The organism is Calothrix sp. FACHB-168 (genome assembly GCF_963889195.1).
GTDB lineage: Bacteria > Cyanobacteriota > Cyanobacteriia > Cyanobacteriales > Nostocaceae > Aulosira > Aulosira anomala_A.
On the sequence record NZ_CAWPNJ010000016.1, the window covers coordinates 24,652 to 40,491 of the forward strand.

13 protein-coding genes are annotated in these 15,840 nt (G+C 42.2%); 7 read left to right on the forward strand and 6 right to left on the reverse strand.

Going from position 1 to position 15,840, the window contains the following annotated elements:
- Positions 1–477 precede the first annotated feature (477 nt).
- Together AACW45_RS08915 and AACW45_RS08920 are read left to right on the forward strand one after the other, a co-directional pair.
- The gene (locus AACW45_RS08915) at positions 478–969 is read left to right on the forward strand and encodes a HugZ family pyridoxamine 5'-phosphate oxidase (protein ID WP_190632657.1); all 492 of its coding nucleotides are present in this window, start codon (positions 478–480) and stop codon (positions 967–969) included.
- A 152-nt stretch (positions 970–1,121) separates the two neighbouring features.
- Positions 1,122–2,009: an alpha/beta fold hydrolase gene (locus AACW45_RS08920; RefSeq protein WP_190632658.1), complete on the forward strand. Its 888-nt coding sequence runs from the start codon at positions 1,122–1,124 to the stop codon at positions 2,007–2,009.
- Between the two features lie 625 nt (positions 2,010–2,634).
- Here AACW45_RS08920 and AACW45_RS08925 read toward each other — a convergent pair.
- The 3 genes from AACW45_RS08925 to AACW45_RS08935 all read right to left on the reverse strand — a co-directional run bounded on the left by AACW45_RS08925 (position 2,635) and on the right by AACW45_RS08935 (position 9,397).
- Positions 2,635–6,663 (reverse strand): leucine-rich repeat domain-containing protein, encoded by a 4,029-nt coding sequence (locus AACW45_RS08925; RefSeq protein ID WP_190632659.1) that lies wholly within the window; start codon positions 6,661–6,663, stop codon positions 2,635–2,637.
- An 897-nt stretch (positions 6,664–7,560) separates the two neighbouring features.
- Positions 7,561–8,862, reverse strand: a complete 1,302-nt coding sequence (locus AACW45_RS08930; protein ID WP_190632660.1) for a leucine-rich repeat domain-containing protein — start codon at positions 8,860–8,862, stop codon at positions 7,561–7,563.
- Between the two features lie 181 nt (positions 8,863–9,043).
- Positions 9,044–9,397 (reverse strand): hypothetical protein, encoded by a 354-nt coding sequence (locus tag AACW45_RS08935; RefSeq protein WP_190632661.1) that lies wholly within the window; start codon positions 9,395–9,397, stop codon positions 9,044–9,046.
- Positions 9,398–9,577: 180 nt separating this feature from the next.
- On the opposite strand from AACW45_RS08935, the gene AACW45_RS08940 reads away from it, so the two are divergent.
- On the forward strand, positions 9,578–10,003 hold the full coding sequence (locus AACW45_RS08940) for a hypothetical protein (protein WP_190632662.1): 426 nt from the start codon (positions 9,578–9,580) through the stop codon (positions 10,001–10,003).
- Positions 10,004–10,339: 336 nt separating this feature from the next.
- Here the strand turns inward: AACW45_RS08940 and AACW45_RS08945 are convergent, their stop codons facing one another.
- Positions 10,340–11,116 carry an ABC transporter permease gene (locus AACW45_RS08945; protein ID WP_190632663.1) on the reverse strand — a complete coding sequence of 259 codons (777 nt, stop codon included), beginning with the start codon at positions 11,114–11,116 and terminating at the stop codon, positions 10,340–10,342.
- A 264-nt stretch (positions 11,117–11,380) separates the two neighbouring features.
- On the opposite strand from AACW45_RS08945, the gene AACW45_RS08950 reads away from it, so the two are divergent.
- Both AACW45_RS08950 and AACW45_RS08955 read left to right on the forward strand, forming a co-directional pair.
- Positions 11,381–12,523 carry a DegT/DnrJ/EryC1/StrS family aminotransferase gene (locus AACW45_RS08950; protein WP_190632664.1) on the forward strand — a complete coding sequence of 381 codons (1,143 nt, stop codon included), beginning with the start codon at positions 11,381–11,383 and terminating at the stop codon, positions 12,521–12,523.
- 185 nt (positions 12,524–12,708) lie between these two features.
- Entirely contained in the window at positions 12,709–12,942 is a 234-nt protein-coding gene (locus AACW45_RS08955; protein ID WP_096643752.1) for a hypothetical protein, read from the forward strand.
- A gap of 274 nt (positions 12,943–13,216) precedes the next feature.
- On the opposite strand, the gene AACW45_RS08960 is transcribed toward AACW45_RS08955, so the two are convergent.
- Positions 13,217–13,963: a DUF561 domain-containing protein gene (locus AACW45_RS08960; RefSeq protein WP_096643750.1), complete on the reverse strand. Its 747-nt coding sequence runs from the start codon at positions 13,961–13,963 to the stop codon at positions 13,217–13,219.
- A 114-nt stretch (positions 13,964–14,077) separates the two neighbouring features.
- Positions 14,078–14,665 (reverse strand): Crp/Fnr family transcriptional regulator, encoded by a 588-nt coding sequence (locus AACW45_RS08965; protein ID WP_190547161.1) that lies wholly within the window; start codon positions 14,663–14,665, stop codon positions 14,078–14,080.
- Between the two features lie 352 nt (positions 14,666–15,017).
- Between AACW45_RS08965 and AACW45_RS08970 the strand changes: the two genes are divergently transcribed.
- Positions 15,018–15,251: a hypothetical protein gene (locus AACW45_RS08970; RefSeq protein ID WP_096643748.1), complete on the forward strand. Its 234-nt coding sequence runs from the start codon at positions 15,018–15,020 to the stop codon at positions 15,249–15,251.
- Positions 15,252–15,415: 164 nt separating this feature from the next.
- Complete coding sequence (locus tag AACW45_RS08975; protein WP_190632665.1) at positions 15,416–15,736, forward strand: DMT family transporter; 321 nt, start codon at positions 15,416–15,418, stop codon at positions 15,734–15,736.
- The last annotated feature ends 104 nt before the right edge of the window (positions 15,737–15,840 follow it).

A 15,840-nucleotide genomic window follows, 5' to 3' on the forward strand; every position in this document is an offset into this window, starting at 1 on the left:
TTTCTCCTCAATCGAAGTAGAATGGCAATCTTAAAAGGTTATTGAAAGTCAAACCTCCTCAGATATAAATCTGCAATCTTTCTTAATTTTTACGCAACGAAGCAGGTAATTTCTGCTCATACCATCGCCTCGTATTTAGACGTTTAATTAGTGGTAAGTGTGTCCAAGTTTAAAAAATTGGTTATTGGTTAGAGACGCGATTCATCGCGTCTGTACAATTGAAGGAATTTTTGACGGGTGACTGTAATTAAGGCAGATTTAGCTGACATGTTGCCGAGATCGAAATCCGCCGTCACCCTATAAGGGTGCGGCTAATTGTACCAAGCCTGCTTTTGCAGGCTTGGTACAATTAGCCCCAGGCTTTTAGCCTGCGGGCGTTTTTTCGGGTATGCGGGAGAAATCTTGTCTAATACCCACAGTTAAGAAACAACGTTAGGATACTTATTGAATTGCTACTTATTCAATAGGAATTAGCTTATGAGCCAACTGGAGAAAGTTCAAGCTGAGTACGAAAATTTTACCGCACAATTTGAAAGTGTCATTATTAGCACCGTGAGCGAAGCGGGAATACCTAACGCTAGTTATGCGCCCTTTGTCATGGATAATGCTCACAATATTTATATTTACGTTAGCGGTTTGGCGACGCACACGAAAAATATTTATGCCAATCCTCATGTTTGTGTTTTATTTATTGAGGATGAAAGCCAGACTCATCAAATTTTTACTCGTCGGCGTTTAAGTTTTGATTGCAAAGCCAGTTTAATTGAACGGGATACCGATCAATGGAATCACATTGTTGAGCAATTTCAACAGCGATTTGGGGAAATTATTGAAGTGTTGCGGAGCTTAAATGACTTTCGGATTTTCCAGTTAACCCCAAGTGAAGGACGTTTCGTCGTCGGGTTTGGCGCAGCTTATCATATCAGTGGCGATAACCTGCAACAACTTGTGCAGATTACTAGGGGCTAGGGAAAGAGGACAAGGGAGACAAGGGAAGGGTGAGTAATGACAAATGACAAATGACAATTGTACAGACGCGATTAATCGCGTCTCTAACAAATGAGCTATCTTTAATTGCGCCACTCTACTTAATTCATAATTCATAATTCATAATTAATTTTATGCTTCAGTTCCAACCTACTGGCTTTGGACACAAAGTTATTCATACTTCATTGGGTGCAATGGTTTACTACACTCAAACAACTGCACCTTGGGCGATCGCTGATACAGTGGATTTACCCCCTTTGCTGTTTCTGCATAACTTTGGCGGGGGTGCGTCAGCTTACGAATGGTCTAAAGTATATCCGTCCTTTGCTTCTAGTTACCGCATATTAGCGCCAGATTTACTTGGGTGGGGAGATTCTGCCCATCCTGTATGGGATTATCAAATTAAAGATTATCTGAATGCGATCGCGGAATTTATCGCTAAAACTTGTCGTCAACCTGTCAAAGTTGTCGCCTCATCCTTAACAGCCGCTTTGACTCTCCGCTTGGCTATTACTCAACCAGATTTATTCGATTCTTTATTTTTAGTTTGTCCTTCCGGTTTTGATGACTTTGGACAAGGTTCAGGACGAAGATTGCCTTTATCAGTTATCAATACACCATTATTGGATAATTTAATTTATGCCATTGGTGCAGAAAATGAATTTGCTGTGCGGAATTTTCTGCAAAATTTTCTGTTTTCCAAGCCAGAACGAGTTACGCCAGAAATGGTACAAGCTTATTTAGCCTCTGCCCAACAGCCAAATGCTAAGTTTTCCGCCTTGGCATTTTTGCGGGGTGACTTGTATTTTGATTTAAGCTTATATATTCAGCAATTGAAAACTCCCACAACGTTTTTTTGGGGAGAAAAGGCACAATTTACCAATATTAAATTAGGTAGAAGATTAGCTAATTTAAATTATGGGGCAATTCGCAAATTTTATGAAATTGCGGATACGGGCATATTACCCCATTTGGAAATGCCAGAGGTATTTATTGGTTTGTTACAGCGACATTTAAAATGAGCCATCGCTGTTTTTGAGGATAATTCCTAACTGGCTCCCATGCTCTGCGTGGGAGCGATGATCCTGAGGCTCTGCCTCAATTTATTCAGAAGAAGAGGCAGAGCCTCGCAATACGCATTTCCAGCCGGAGGCTGGAAACGAGATAACCCACTCAAAATAATTCCATCGCTTATCCCGAAATCCCGCCGTCACCCTCAAGGGTGCGGCTAATCGTACATGAGCTTACGAAGGTGGGCTTCGTAGTGTTAGCCCCAGGCTTCTAGCCTGTGGGCGGTATGTCGGGTAAGCCAGATAATTACCTTTCACAACCCACTCAAAATAATTCCATCGCTTATCCCCAAATCCCGCCGTCACCCTCAAGGGTGCGGCTAATCGTACATGAGCTTACGAAGGTGGGCTTCGTAGCGTTAGCCCCAGGCTTCTAGCCTGTGGGCGGTATGTCGGGTAAGCCAGATAATTACCTTTCACAACCCACTCAAAATAATTCCATCGCTTATCCCCAAATTCCGCCGTCACCCTCAAGGGTGCGGCTAATCGTACATGAGCTTACGAAGGTGGGCTTCGTAGCGTTAGCCCCAGGCTTCTAGCCTGCGGGCGGTATATCGGGTAAACCAGATAATTACCTTCACAACCCACTCAAAATAATTCCATCCCTCGCCCGCATATAAAGCACAGGTGTTGCAAAATCAGGCTTATCTAAACCAACTTCCATCGAAATCGCGTTGCGGGTGGTTTGCATAGCTGCGTCTACAGGATAGCCCAAGGCAAGAGTGCGGTAAAATTCATCAGCAAATACTTTGGCGGTAGTATCATGAATAGGATATTGCATAGCGACTACTGCGGGAATTCCCCGACGTACTAAGTTAGGTGCGATACCTGCAAAAGCTTGGTTGTTAGACACTGTCGCACCTTGACAGGAATTTAGCACAGCTAACCCTAAGCTACGGTTACCTAAAAAGAAATTGGCGAAACCCTCATCATCTAATAATTTATATTTGCCATCGGTATCTACTAAAGCTATACAGCCTTTATTGTTCTCAAATTCACTGTGACCGATAAAGTGAAAAACATTGTAATGCTTTTCTCGTAGCTTTTGATTGATGTTGCGAATAGTAGCTTCTGGTAGCACATCTAACTCAATTTTGCCTGAATCTATGTATTTTTTCAGAGCATCGCGGATTAGTTTTTCTTCCTCAGCAACATCTAATTGAGGTAAGTTACTGGGGGTAGAGATGACTAACAGCACTTTTAGCGGTAGACTAGCGTCTTTAATGTCGCGCTTTTGTAGGGGAATGTCAACATAACGCGAGAGTACTGTTTGAGTGTTGTTTCCTAGAAAAGTATTAGTAGCCTCATCATAGAGAAATTCCCAAGGAAGGGCGGCTAATTCGGGAGATTCAAACACTAGGCGCAAGCGTACCTCGTAACCATCAGCATGTGCGCCTGCAATTGTCGCTTGTAATCTTCCGTGAATTCTTGTAGGGAAAAGCGCTTGGTAAAGTTCGCCACCTAATCCTTTGAGTAAATCAGCATCTTTCTCCTCATGCTTCACCAGATACTCAATCAGTTTTAATGTTTGCTTAGTTCTTTTCATATCCAACTGCAATTCGCCCCATTCGTCGCCTTGTTCTGAGGAAGCGCGAATTTTGCGGTCTGCTGTAACTAATATTTGGAAATCGTGGTAATTTATCATTGCTTTGTTTTGAAATGACTTATTTCTTTCTTGAGATAATTCGTTTTGTAGTGGTGAAATGTCGGGATTTAGTTTCCGTTCTACTTCCACAGATGGCAAATTAACATCATCAATTAACCTGCGGACATCTACCATTTCATAGCTTTTTTCACACTCAATTTGATAGCGTCCAGCTTTTAAGCGTTTATACAAATTTTCCAATGGATAGGAATGAGGTGTTAGGCTTCCTTCACATTCTTTGCAATTACAAGGAACAAGAGTGTTATATTGCAAACGCTCAAAAGAATTATGAATTTTTTCTAGTTCGTGAGTTACGACTGCTAGCAATTCTTTCTTGCGGTTTCCGGTTACACGGATTTTGATTTCTTTTAAATTGTAATTTTCAATAACTTCCGCACGAGTTTGGTCTTTGTTGAGAACAACACCACTTCGCCAAACGAGTTTTTGTTGTTCAATCCAAGGGTGTGTTTCCACAATGAAGCGAGTGATAATACCCTTGGGCATAAACTTGTATTCGTAGCGCCAAATCAGGTTATTTGTTTCTTTCCAAGTATATTCAGGTTTGTCGATATCGAGTAATTGCGGTGCAATATAATTGTTAGGACTATTAGGAATTGGGTAGCAAAGTTTGAACCGCATCATTAGTTGCAGCAGCTCATCTCGCATATCAGCATATTCGCTATCTTGCCAAATATCTTGAAGATTATCCTTGGTGAAACGTCCCAGATTGTCCTTGACGTTTTTATTGTCTAACACTTTGTAGACGGCAGTCGTTCCCCATTCTGGTTTGAGAATTACATAATGTTTCAGTGTAGAATCATCTTGAAAGTGTAAGCAAACGCCGAGGTCGTGCAGATAGCGACTCAGATCCAGCTGATATTTATCGTCAGTTAAATTATTAACTCGGCAAAAGTCCTTGTATTCGTAAAAGCTAATATAGTTGCGGGAGTCATTTTCTAGAGCAGAACGGACTCTTAACCAGAGTTTTGGCAAAGGTGTGCCGACATGGGGAAGTCTAGTAATGTAGTTTTGAATAGCTTGTTTAATATCTGGTAACCCGCGATTAGTAGCTAGGTTAGTTGCTAGGACTTTCTCTAGATTAGTAAATTCTCCCCGTAATTCTCGTTCATTAACTTCGCATTGACGGTCTTGTTTTTCGTTTTTAATAATGATAACTGGGCTATTTTCACTTAAGAGTTCAACGACCTTCAACCACCAGTAAAAGTCTGTATTTTCTTTGCGAGTATCAGCAACTAAAGCATAGAGAGAACGTTTAGTGAGAAAAAATTGGTGTGTTTGATGGTAGATTTCTTGACCACCAAAATCCCAGATATTAACGCGAAAATCTTTGCCATTGGTTTGGGTGAAGTGCCACCGGATTACTTCAATACCTTCAGTTGATTTCTCATCTGGCTGGAGTGTGTAATTCTCATTTTGAATTTTATTAGCTAAAGAAGTTTTACCTGCTCCCCCTTCGCCAACAATTAAGAATTTAGCTTCGTATAGGTCTTCACTTTCTTGTTCTAGTTGTTGCTTATAAAAGTTAAGAATAGCTCTTAATCCATTTTTTCGGATTTCTGGCGGAAGTGTGATTAATTCGTTGCCTTTGAGTTCAAGCGATTGTAAATTGACCAGTTGTCCAAATTCCGGTGGCAGACTGCTCAGTTGATTATCTTCCAGGTTGAGGGTTTGCAAGTTGACCAGTTGTCCAATTTCCGGTGGCAGACTGCTCAGTTGATTACTGCCCAGGTTGAGGGATTGCAAGTTGACCAGTTGTCCAAATTCCGGTGGCAGACTGCTCAGTTGATTATCCCAGAGTTTGAGGGATTGCAAGTTGACCAGTTGTCCAATTTCCGGTGGCAGACTGCTCAGTTGATTATCCCAGAGTTTGAGGGATTGCAAGTTGACCAGTTGTCCAATTTCCGGTGGCAGACTGCTCAGTTGATTACTGCTGAGGTAGAGGGATTGCAAGTTGACCAGGTTTCCAATTTCCGGTGGCAGACTGCTCAGTTGATTAAAGCTGAGGTAGAGGGATTGCAAGTTGACCAGTTGGACAATTTCCGGTGGCAGACTGCTCAGTTGATTTCTGTCCAGGTTGAGGGATTGTAAGTTGACCAGTTGTCCAATTTCCGGTGGCAGACTGCTCAGTTGATTTCTGTCCAGGTTGAGGGATTGCAAATTGACCAGTTTTCCAATTTCCGGTGGCAGACTGCTCAGTTGATTATCCCAGAGTTTGAGGGATTGCAAGTTGACCAGTTTTCCAATTTCCGGTGGCAGACTGCTCAGTTGATTACTGCCCAGGTAGAGGGATTGCAAATTGACCAGTTTTCCAATTTCCTGTGGCAGACTGCTCAGTTGATTTCTGTCCAGGTTGAGGGATTGCAAGTTGACCAGTTTTCCAATTTCCTGTGGCAGACTAGTTAAGCGATTACTGCTGAGGTTGAGGGATTGCAAGTTGACCAGTTTTCCAATTTCCTGTGGCAGACTGCTCAGTTTATTACTGTCCAGGTTGAGGGATTGCAAGTTGACCAGTTTTCCAATTTCCGGTGGCAGACTGCTCAGTTTATTACTGTCCAGGTTGAGGGATTGCAAATTGACCAGTTTTCCAATTTCCGGTGGTAGACTGCTAAGTTTATTAAAGCTGAGGTTGAGGGATTGCAAATTGACCAGTTTTCCAATTTCCGGTGGCAGACTAGTTAAGCGATTACCAACAACCTGAAGTTCTTCAAGTTGATTGAGCAATCCAATTTCCGCAGGTAAATAGCTCAGTTTGTTCCGGATAGTATCGACAATATCACCATCTTTGTTATATCGGTATTTGCCGAGAATTAGCTTTTTTAGTTGAGTCAGCTTGCCAATTTCAGGCGGTAAAGCCGTCAAATTATTACCAGAGAGGTCTAGTTCTGTTGCACCTTCTATTACAGCTTTTTCAATTACCTGTAGCAGTTCTTCCTCGGTCATTAGCGAAATCGCTGAACTATTAGCCAAATAGTAGCAAAATATTCTAAATCACGGCAATTTATATGTAAATAATAGTACAAAAGGCTCCATTTCTCCACAGGTAATGCGCGCTTTGTTAAACTCTGCTAACACAGTTTCTCAATTTAAAGCAAAAGTGCGTAGGCGTAGCCCGCACTTCGGCAAGCTCAGTGACCATCTTAGACATCGCTTTCTCGCCCTTGTTATTACCCACATACAGGTATTTCCGGTAAATAACATACACATGTAGGGGCATAAGCACTGCTGTGCCCTGATAATTATCTGTACCTCACCAGTTTGCAATTTGCTGTAGATTTTTTATCTTTCGCTTTGTTGTGATAGCAATTTAAATAATGTTGGCACATCGATATATTCTAGAGGGCATGGCAGTGCCCATTGGTGTCAACTTAACGTGAAACTCGCTTTGTAGCAAGGTTTTTGCCCTCACCCCCAACCCCTCGCTTACCCAATCAACCGCCGTCACCCTCGAAGGGTGCGGCTAATTGAACATGAGCTTACCTGCGTGGGCTAAGAAAATTTAGCCCACGCAGGTGGGCTTTGTAACGTTAGCCCCAGGCTTACAGCCTGCGGGCGGTACGTCGGGTAAGTGAGAGAACTTAAGTTGACACCAATGGGCACTGCCATGCCCCTACCCATTTGGAGACTTCCAATTAATAAAATAACCAATCGCTATGCAGGCAGAGGGGCAGGGAGCAGGGGGAGTAAAGAAAAATCTCCTTAAATAATACCGATTCAAAAAATGTTTGCGACAGATACCCCACCCGCCTAACGGCACCCTCCCCTTGCCAAGGGGAGGGTTGGGGAGGGGTTTTGTCCATGTGTCGCATTCTTTTTTCAAATTGGTATAAATTGAGTACTTTATTCTCTGGAAGTCCCTTGACCAAATTCCGGTGGCAGACTGCTCAGTTGATTATTGTCGAGGTAGAGCTTCTGCAAGTTGAGCAGTTGACCAATTTCCGGTGGCAGACTGCTCAGTTGATTATTGTCGAGGAAGAGCGTTTGCAAGTTGAGCAGTTGACCAATTTCCGGTGGCAGACTGTTCAGTTGATTCTCGTCGAGGTAGAGCTTCTGCAAGTTGATTAGTTGACCAAATTCCGCTGGCAGACTGCTCAGTTGATTATTGTCGAGGTGGAGCGTTTGCAAGTTGAGCAGTTGACCAAATTCTGCTGGCAGACTGCTCAGTTGATTGAAGCTGAGTCCGAGCGTTTGCAAGTTGAGCAGTTGTCCGAATTCCGCTGGCAGACTGCTCAGTTGATTGAAGCTGAGGTAGAGGGATTGCAAGTTGAGCAGTTGGACAAATTCCGGTGGCAGACTACTAAGTTGATTATTGTTGAGATAGAGCGATCGCAAGTTGAGCAGTTGGACAAATTCCACTGGCAGACTGCTCAGTTGATTATCGCTGAGGTAGAGGGATTGCAAGTTGAGCAGTTGACCAAATTCTGCTGGCAGACTACTAAGTTGATTATTGTTGAGATAGAGCGATCGCAAGTTGAGCAGTTGTCCGATTTCACTTGGCAGACTGCTCAGTTGATTATCGTCGAGGCAGAGAAGTTCCAAGTTGAGCAGTTGTCCAATTTCACTTGGCAGACTGCTCAGTTGATTTTCGTAGAGGTAGAGGGATTCCAAGTTGAGCAATTGTCCAATTTCACTTGGCAGACTGCTCAGTTGATTATTGGCGATGTGGAGCGTTTGCAAGTTGAGCAGTTGTCCAATTTCCACTGGCAGACTGCTCAGTGGATTATTGCTGAGGTGAAGCGATCGCAAGTTGAGCAGTTGTCCAATTTCACTTGGCAGACTGCTCAGTTGATTACTGTAGAGGTCGAGGGATTGCAAGTTGAGCAGTTGTCCCAATTCTGCTGGCAAACTGCTCAGTTGATTATGTTCAAGATCAAGGTTTTGCAAGTTGAGCAGTTGTCCAATTTCCACTGGCAGACTGCTCAGTTCATTAATGTTGAGGTTGAGATATTCCAAGTTGAGCAGTTGTCCCAATTCTGCTGGCAAACTGCTCAGTTGATTACTGCTGAGTCCGAGCGATCGCAAGTTGAGCAGTTGTCCAATTTCCGGTGGTAAAGCCGTCAAATTGTTACCAGAGAGGTCGAGTTCCGTTACACTATTTTTAGCGGCTTGTGCAATTACCTGTAGTAATTCTTGCTCGTTCATAAGGGAAATTACTCAACTATTAGCCAAATAATATCAAGGTATTCTCAATTGCGCGATTTGTGATATTTTTGCGAATTGCCATGATGGCGTTGGCAAATAAAATAGACATGTAGGGGCATCAGCACTGCTGTGCCCCGATAATTATCTATACTTCACCAGCTTGCAATCTACTGTATATTTTTTATCTCTGGCTTCCTTGTGATAGCAATTCAAATGTTAGTGCATCGATATATTCTAGAGGGCATGGCAGTGCCAATGCCCCTACCCATTTGTGATATTTTGCCAAATTGGTATTATTCTGCCAGGAAATAAATTCCCTGGCTACGATATTGAAGCCGATCAACACAACATTGAAAGCAATCAATACAACGTTGACGCGAATCAACACAACTTTGAAAGCAATCAATACAACATTGACGCGAATCAACACAACTTTGAAAGCAATCAATACAACATTGACGCGAATCAACACAACTTTAATTGCAATCAACACAACGTTGACGCGAATCAACACAACTTTGATTGCAATCAACACAACATTGACGACAATATTTTGCAGCCGATACTGAGAAAAATTTCCGTATTAATCAGTAAAAACAATCAGATTGATGATAATTAGCGATGAATTTTCCGAATAATTTCTCATGGAGATTTAGAGTTGCCTTGGCTAGATTATACGCAGTAATTCTCTGATTATCTTCAGGAGCGCATCTTCATGGTAAGACCAACACGCAGTTCACCTATTCTGGAAAAAGCTTTACGGCGAGTAGCCGGAATGCGCTGGATTAGTCCGACACTAGACTTTGGCAGGGGATTGAATTTAACAGAATACGACAGTCGGATTCAAAATTTGCAAACCGAACTATCAAATTACAATAATTTACTCTCTAGCCTAGATGAAATGGCAATTCGTATCGCTGAAATTGAAGAAGATTTAAGCACTTATTCAGAAAAGATGTTAATGAGTGTAGGCAGCAATTATGGTAAAGATAGCGCGGAATATGCCCAGGCGGGAGGTAAGCGGCGCAAGAGTTCATCACGCCGTTCTCAAACAGCGCCATCTCCTGCTGAGATTATGGTAACTACACCTTTAAATGGTGCAAATAAAAATGGTAAGCACAACCCTGTTGTTTTACCTTAATCGGTTAATTGCATAATACTGGCGATCGCTCTTTTCTTTGGTGCAAATAGAGCGATCGCCGCAATACATAAATATATTTTAGAAGGCATGGCATTGCACTTGTCAACTTAACGCGAAACCCATAGCCCGACTAGGAATGAATTCCTAGTCTCATAGCCAAAGTCATCTCAAGATGACTAAATATCCTCAAAATTTTGAGTCTACAGTAGGGGCGGGGTTTCCCCGCCCCTACAATTTGGCATAATTTATTTTTTGGAGTTCCCTAAGTTGACACCAATGTGTCATGCCCCTACCTATTTGTTACATTATTTTTTCAAATTGTAATCATAGTAAATTTCATCTAATTAACTGCGCGGTAGAGTTAAAGAACTGACGGGATAATCCGCGCGTAATTAAAACAGTAGTTAGTAAGTTAGCAAAAGCAACCATAAACATCAGCAAAATTTCGTAGGAAACAGCATCGGGCGCATTGACTCCTGCTAGTAACTGTCCGGTGGTGATTCCTGGGAGTGCAACCATCCCTATAAGCGTCATTTGATTTAAGGTAGGAAGTACGCCGGCGCGAATGGCTTCCCGGCGATATTGGCTAATAGCTTGCTCTGGTGTTGCACCTAAACTTAAATGAGTTTCGATTTCTATGTGAGATAAGTTGATAGTATTTACCAGCCGTTCCCCGGCGATCGCAGCTGCATTCATCGCATTACCTAAAACTACCCCAGCCAAGGGAATGAGATATCTGGGTTCGTACCATCTATCTGGTTCAATAATCAAAAAAATGCTATAAAGCACAGTCAATGCTGTACTAACAAAAATTGACCCCCACACCCAAGGTAATAACCGGGGCAGTTTTTGGCTGATGCGGTTTCGTGAGACAATCGCCGTAATCGTCAGCATAATTACTACAATCCCCACAACTGCCCAAACATTGTTTACAGCAAAGATGAAGTCTAAAACATATCCCAGAACAGCTAATTGGAGAAGAGTTCTCCCAGTAGCGACAACGAAATTAAATTCTAGTCCTAACCTTTCCCAAGCAGATAAACCAACCGCGATCGCCATTAACCCAATTGCGATCGCCAAATCAGCTAAATCCAGCTTGATTAAATCTTGCATTGCTCATTACTCCGCGGATAGGTAGGCAGGCGGGCAGGGGGCAGGGGGCAGGGAGACAAGGGAGACAAGGAATTTTAGATTTTAGATTTGCGATTTTGGATTCTAATCTAAATCTAAAATCCAAAATCCAAAATCCAAAATTGTTTCAATGCCCAATGCCCAATACCCAATGCCTATTGACTATTGACCATTGACCATTGACCATTAATAGCAACAATTGAGCGTAGAAGTGCATCTTTTGTATTTCCAGATCAATAAAAACTCATGATCCAAAGTGTAAATCCTGTTCCTGCTTTTGATATTAAACAGCAATATGCGACCCTGGAAGCAGAGGTGAGTGCGGCTGTGTTGGAAGTTCTGGCTTCTGGTCGTTATATTGGCGGGCCTTTAGTAGAAGGTTTTGAAAAACAATTTGCTGCTTATCATCATGTAAGTGAATGCATAGCTTGTAATTCCGGTACTGATGCACTGTTTCTCTCGCTACGTGCTTTAAATATTGGTGCAGGTGATGAAGTAATTACAACAACTTTTACTTTTATTGCAACGGCTGAAGTTATTAGCGCTGTAGGTGCCAAGCCAGTTTTTGTTGATATTGATGATACTTTTAATATTGATTTAAAACAGGTAGAAGCGGCAATTACGCCCCAGACTAAAGCTATTATCCCCGTTCACCTATTTGGGCAACCTGTAGATATGACGGCGCTAATGGCGATCGCTCAAGCTCACAATATAGCAGTAATTGAAGACTGCGCCCAAGCTACAGGCGCAAGCTGGAACAATCAAAAAGTCGGTAGTATTGGTCACATTGGCTGTTTTAGTTTTTACCCAACAAAAAACCTGGGCGGCTGCGGTGATGGCGGTGCAATTACTACTAATGACCCAGAAATCGCCAATAAACTGCGGGTATTGCGGGATCATGGCAGTAAGGTGCGCTACATCCATGAAGAAATTGGTGTAAATAGCCGCTTAGATGCCATCCAAGCCGCGATTTTAGAAATTAAACTGCGTTATTTAGATAATTGGAACGAAAGCAGAAAAGCGATCGCCGCTTATTATCACCAATTCCTCAGCCAAGTTCCTGGTATCATCGTCCCCCAAGAGTTAACCGGCGGCGCTGGTGTCTGGAATCAATATACAATTCGCGTTTCTGGTGCAGAGAAAAACGGTGCTAGCGCCAAATATCGCGACTCAGTGCGCCAGCAATTGCAAGAAAAGGGTGTAAGTTCAATGGTTTACTATCCCTTACCCTTACATTTGCAACCAATTTATCAAAATCTCGGTTATCAACCCGGTTCCTTACCAGTTGCCGAGCAAGCCTGTCATGAAGTCATCTCTTTGCCCATGTTCCCAGAATTGACACCGGAACAGCAAGACAAGGTGATTTACGCCCTGAAGGATTGTTTGTAAGAGAGGCAGCACTACCCTTCGGGAACGACTTCGTCGAACGACTTCGCTCAGTGCGCAGGGGGCAGGGGGAATATATTCTAGCCCCTAGCCCCTAGCCCCTAGCCCCTACTTTAGATGCTTCAATCTGTGCTGAGAGTTCTGCCCAAAGACGCTAAAATTAATAGCAGTTAATCATAGTTAGATGAATGAGTCCATCACTGGAGAAAATTTTAAGTGAGATTGAGCAACTAACTCCAGAAGAGCAATTAACAGTGATGGGGCATTTGGTAGAACGTGTAAAAAAACATATCACCCAAGTGCAACCAAAACGCAAGTGGAGCGATTTAAAAAGTATGGCTCCCTATCCGCTATTAGGTGAAGATGCTCAAGAATGGGTTTCGCGGACTCGAAAGTTTGCAGATGAGCATCGAGAAGAATAAATAGTAGGGTGTGTTGTCGCGCAGCGCAACGCACCATCATTAATTAGGGCTTGCTGAAAGATTATTTGATTACAGCAGTTTTCACCTATTTTAACCACATCTGTCGTAGGGGCACGGCACCAGTAAAATTATTGTATGTACCAGAAGATTGTCGGTGCCGTGCCCCTACAACGTGGCCTATTTACAGGAAGATGCTGTAAGACAACAAGGGGTAGGGAGAAGAGAATAATTACATATCCCCATTCCCCATTCCCCATTCCCTATTCCCTAACCTCTAGCCTCTAGCCCCTACTTTCGCAGATGCTAAAGCTTCAACAATGCTACGAACAGCAGCAATCATGGCTACTTCGCTGTTGAGTTGGTTAATAGCTGAACCGACACCCACGCCAGCCGCGCCAGATGCGATCGCTAGTGGTGCTGTCACGCTAGAAATGCCGGAAGCACACAATACGGGTACGGAAACTGCGCGAGAAATTTCAAAAGCGGCTGCTAAAGTAGGAGCGGCTTTTTCAATTAAGCCCAAAGTTCCGGGGTGGGTGGGGCTGCTGCTGGTACCGCCTTCAGTTTGGATAATATCAGCACCAGCTTTGACTAGTTCTTCTGCTAGTTGTACCTGTTGATCTAATGTGAGAATGTGAGGCACAGTCACAGATAAAGTGATTTCTGGCAACAAAGCACGAGTTTGGTGAGTTAAGGCGAGAACTTCCTCAGCCTCAAATCTCCGTCCTTGCGCATAAAAAGAATCGAAATTACCGATTTCAATTAAATCTGCACCAGCCGCCACAGCTTGCACGAATTTTTCTGGCTCTACTGCTGATACACAGATTGGCAGATTGGTCAAACTTTTTGCTAATTTTACTAAAGCAGCATCGGCAGCGATATCAACAAAAGTAGCACCGCCCAAATCGGCAGCTTTGATAGTAGCAGCGACGCGATCGCTGTCAAAGTTATTTAAACCACTGATTGCCTTTAAGACACAGCGATTAGCAAAAGCACGTTGAAGAGAAGAATGCATTGTCATACTTCGTTTGAAGCTACGAAATTAGGTATATTCTACCTTTAGTCAGTAGTCAGTAGTTAGTTGTCAGTTGTCAGTTGTCAATAAGTCAACAGTCAACAGTCAACGGTCAACAATTTATATTTCGTAATACCAAATGTCTTCTTCTTTTAACACAATGCGATGTAAGGAAAGGCGATCGATTAAGCCTTCCTGCTCAAACTGTCCCAAAATCCGCGTGATGGTGACGCGAGTGGAACCTAAAATTTCTGCTAAGTCTTCATGAGTTAGACGCATATCGATTAAGCGTCCTTTTTCGACTTGTAAACCAAACTTTGTCGATAACCATGCCAATAATTTGAGTAACATGGTATCTACCTTTTTGTAGCTGCGAATCACCATCAACTCTTCAGCTTGTTGAATGTGATTTAACAAAGTCTGTGTTGGTTGCTCCCATTCTTCTATCGGTAAGATTCTCGCTTCTACTTTAGTCAAGCACTCCATTTGATATGGTTGTAACCGAGACAAGCTGCTCCCAACAATGTCATCTGGCCCCCACAATCCTAAAGCGACTGTGGTACCATCCTCTAAATATGTAAAAGTTCGCACAAAGCCTGAATCAATCTGCCACAGAAGGCTTTGATGTTCTGGTAAGAACGCCCTACGTGTAAAAATCTGCTTAGTATTTTTACTTACTTTACTAGTAACAACAGAGTATAGAGCCATTAGATATATAATACTCTTTCTCGATAAACTAACAGTAGTATATAGATATTCGGCTATCTGAGTCTACGGTATTTTTATCGCTTAACCGTAAAATATTGGCGATCGCAGTCTCAGGATTATAAACCTTAGCTTGATGGTAGAGAGCGATCGCATCTTAACTCGATGCTGTTTGAGCAAAATGAACCCTTACCGCTTATCCCCAAGTAGTTGTGTTCATGTTTCATTGTATTATCCGCTAAAAAATAAAGAAATTCTTAAGCGCATCACATCATCACACTTGGGAGAGAAGTTAATCAACGTTAAGCTTTGTAAAGATTAAGTTGTGTTCCTTGTTCATTAGCCCAGTGAAACCATGCAATACAACTTTAAAGTTTCAAAAGAGGAGAAAGAGAAGATATTTCACACAGATTTTGTCAAATATGGTGTGAGACACGACAAAGCAGCAAAAGCTGCGAAAATATTAGCTGCGGGAAAAGCAGAAGAATTTTGGACTGAAGAGGAAAAAAGATTAGTGACACAAGTATGTCAACAGTGGTTGATCAATCACAAACGCTATAAAAAATTACAAGAATATATTGATTTATAATTAACTGCCAAAATTTTGCGTAATTGCGCTCAAAATTTGTCTTTTTCCAACGATTAGGTACTGGTAGTTTGTTTAAAAATATAGGTAATGCCCACCCTAGAAATACTTATTGATTTTTATTGTTCGATTGTAGAAAATTAAAAATTCAATTATTTATCAGCAAAATGCAAATCAGTTGGCTTTACTTAGTTGCTGCGGTAATTTTTGAGGTTTTAGGTACAACATGTATGAAGTTGTCACAAGGATTTACTCAAGGATTACCTACAGTATTTATATTTATCTTTTACGGGCTTTGTTTGACTTTTTTAACACTTTCTCTCAAGACAATTGAAGTTAGCGTAGCTTATTCTTTTTGGGCTGGTTTAGGAACTACATTAATAGCCCTCATTGGTATTTTTTGGTTCCGTGAATCTATTACTACCGTAAAGCTGGTATCTATCTTTTTAATTGTGATTGGTGTAATTGGTTTAAACTCCGCAAAATAACAAAAGTGTAGGGTGTGTTGTCGCGTATAAACCCATACAAGGGCGGGGAAACCCCGCCCCTACCAAAATCTGAATTACTTATTAGAACGCGGATTGGTATAAGT

What these genes read in the sequence shown, in the direction of transcription:
- AACW45_RS08915 (WP_190632657.1), top strand. Translation starts at nt 478, where the DNA reads ATGAGCCAACTGGAGAAAGTTCAAGCTGAGTACGAAAATTTTACCGCA.
- AACW45_RS08920 (WP_190632658.1), top strand. Translation starts at nt 1,122, where the DNA reads ATGCTTCAGTTCCAACCTACTGGCTTTGGACACAAAGTTATTCATACT.
- AACW45_RS08925 (WP_190632659.1), bottom strand. Translation starts at nt 6,663, where the DNA reads ATGACCGAGGAAGAACTGCTACAGGTAATTGAAAAAGCTGTAATAGAA.
- AACW45_RS08930 (WP_190632660.1), bottom strand. Translation starts at nt 8,862, where the DNA reads ATGAACGAGCAAGAATTACTACAGGTAATTGCACAAGCCGCTAAAAAT.
- AACW45_RS08940 (WP_190632662.1), top strand. Translation starts at nt 9,578, where the DNA reads ATGGTAAGACCAACACGCAGTTCACCTATTCTGGAAAAAGCTTTACGG.
- AACW45_RS08945 (WP_190632663.1), bottom strand. Translation starts at nt 11,116, where the DNA reads ATGCAAGATTTAATCAAGCTGGATTTAGCTGATTTGGCGATCGCAATT.
- AACW45_RS08950 (WP_190632664.1), top strand. Translation starts at nt 11,381, where the DNA reads ATGATCCAAAGTGTAAATCCTGTTCCTGCTTTTGATATTAAACAGCAA.
- AACW45_RS08955 (WP_096643752.1), top strand. Translation starts at nt 12,709, where the DNA reads ATGAGTCCATCACTGGAGAAAATTTTAAGTGAGATTGAGCAACTAACT.
- AACW45_RS08960 (WP_096643750.1), bottom strand. Translation starts at nt 13,963, where the DNA reads ATGACAATGCATTCTTCTCTTCAACGTGCTTTTGCTAATCGCTGTGTC.
- AACW45_RS08965 (WP_190547161.1), bottom strand. Translation starts at nt 14,665, where the DNA reads ATGGCTCTATACTCTGTTGTTACTAGTAAAGTAAGTAAAAATACTAAG.
- AACW45_RS08970 (WP_096643748.1), top strand. Translation starts at nt 15,018, where the DNA reads ATGCAATACAACTTTAAAGTTTCAAAAGAGGAGAAAGAGAAGATATTT.
- AACW45_RS08975 (WP_190632665.1), top strand. Translation starts at nt 15,416, where the DNA reads ATGCAAATCAGTTGGCTTTACTTAGTTGCTGCGGTAATTTTTGAGGTT.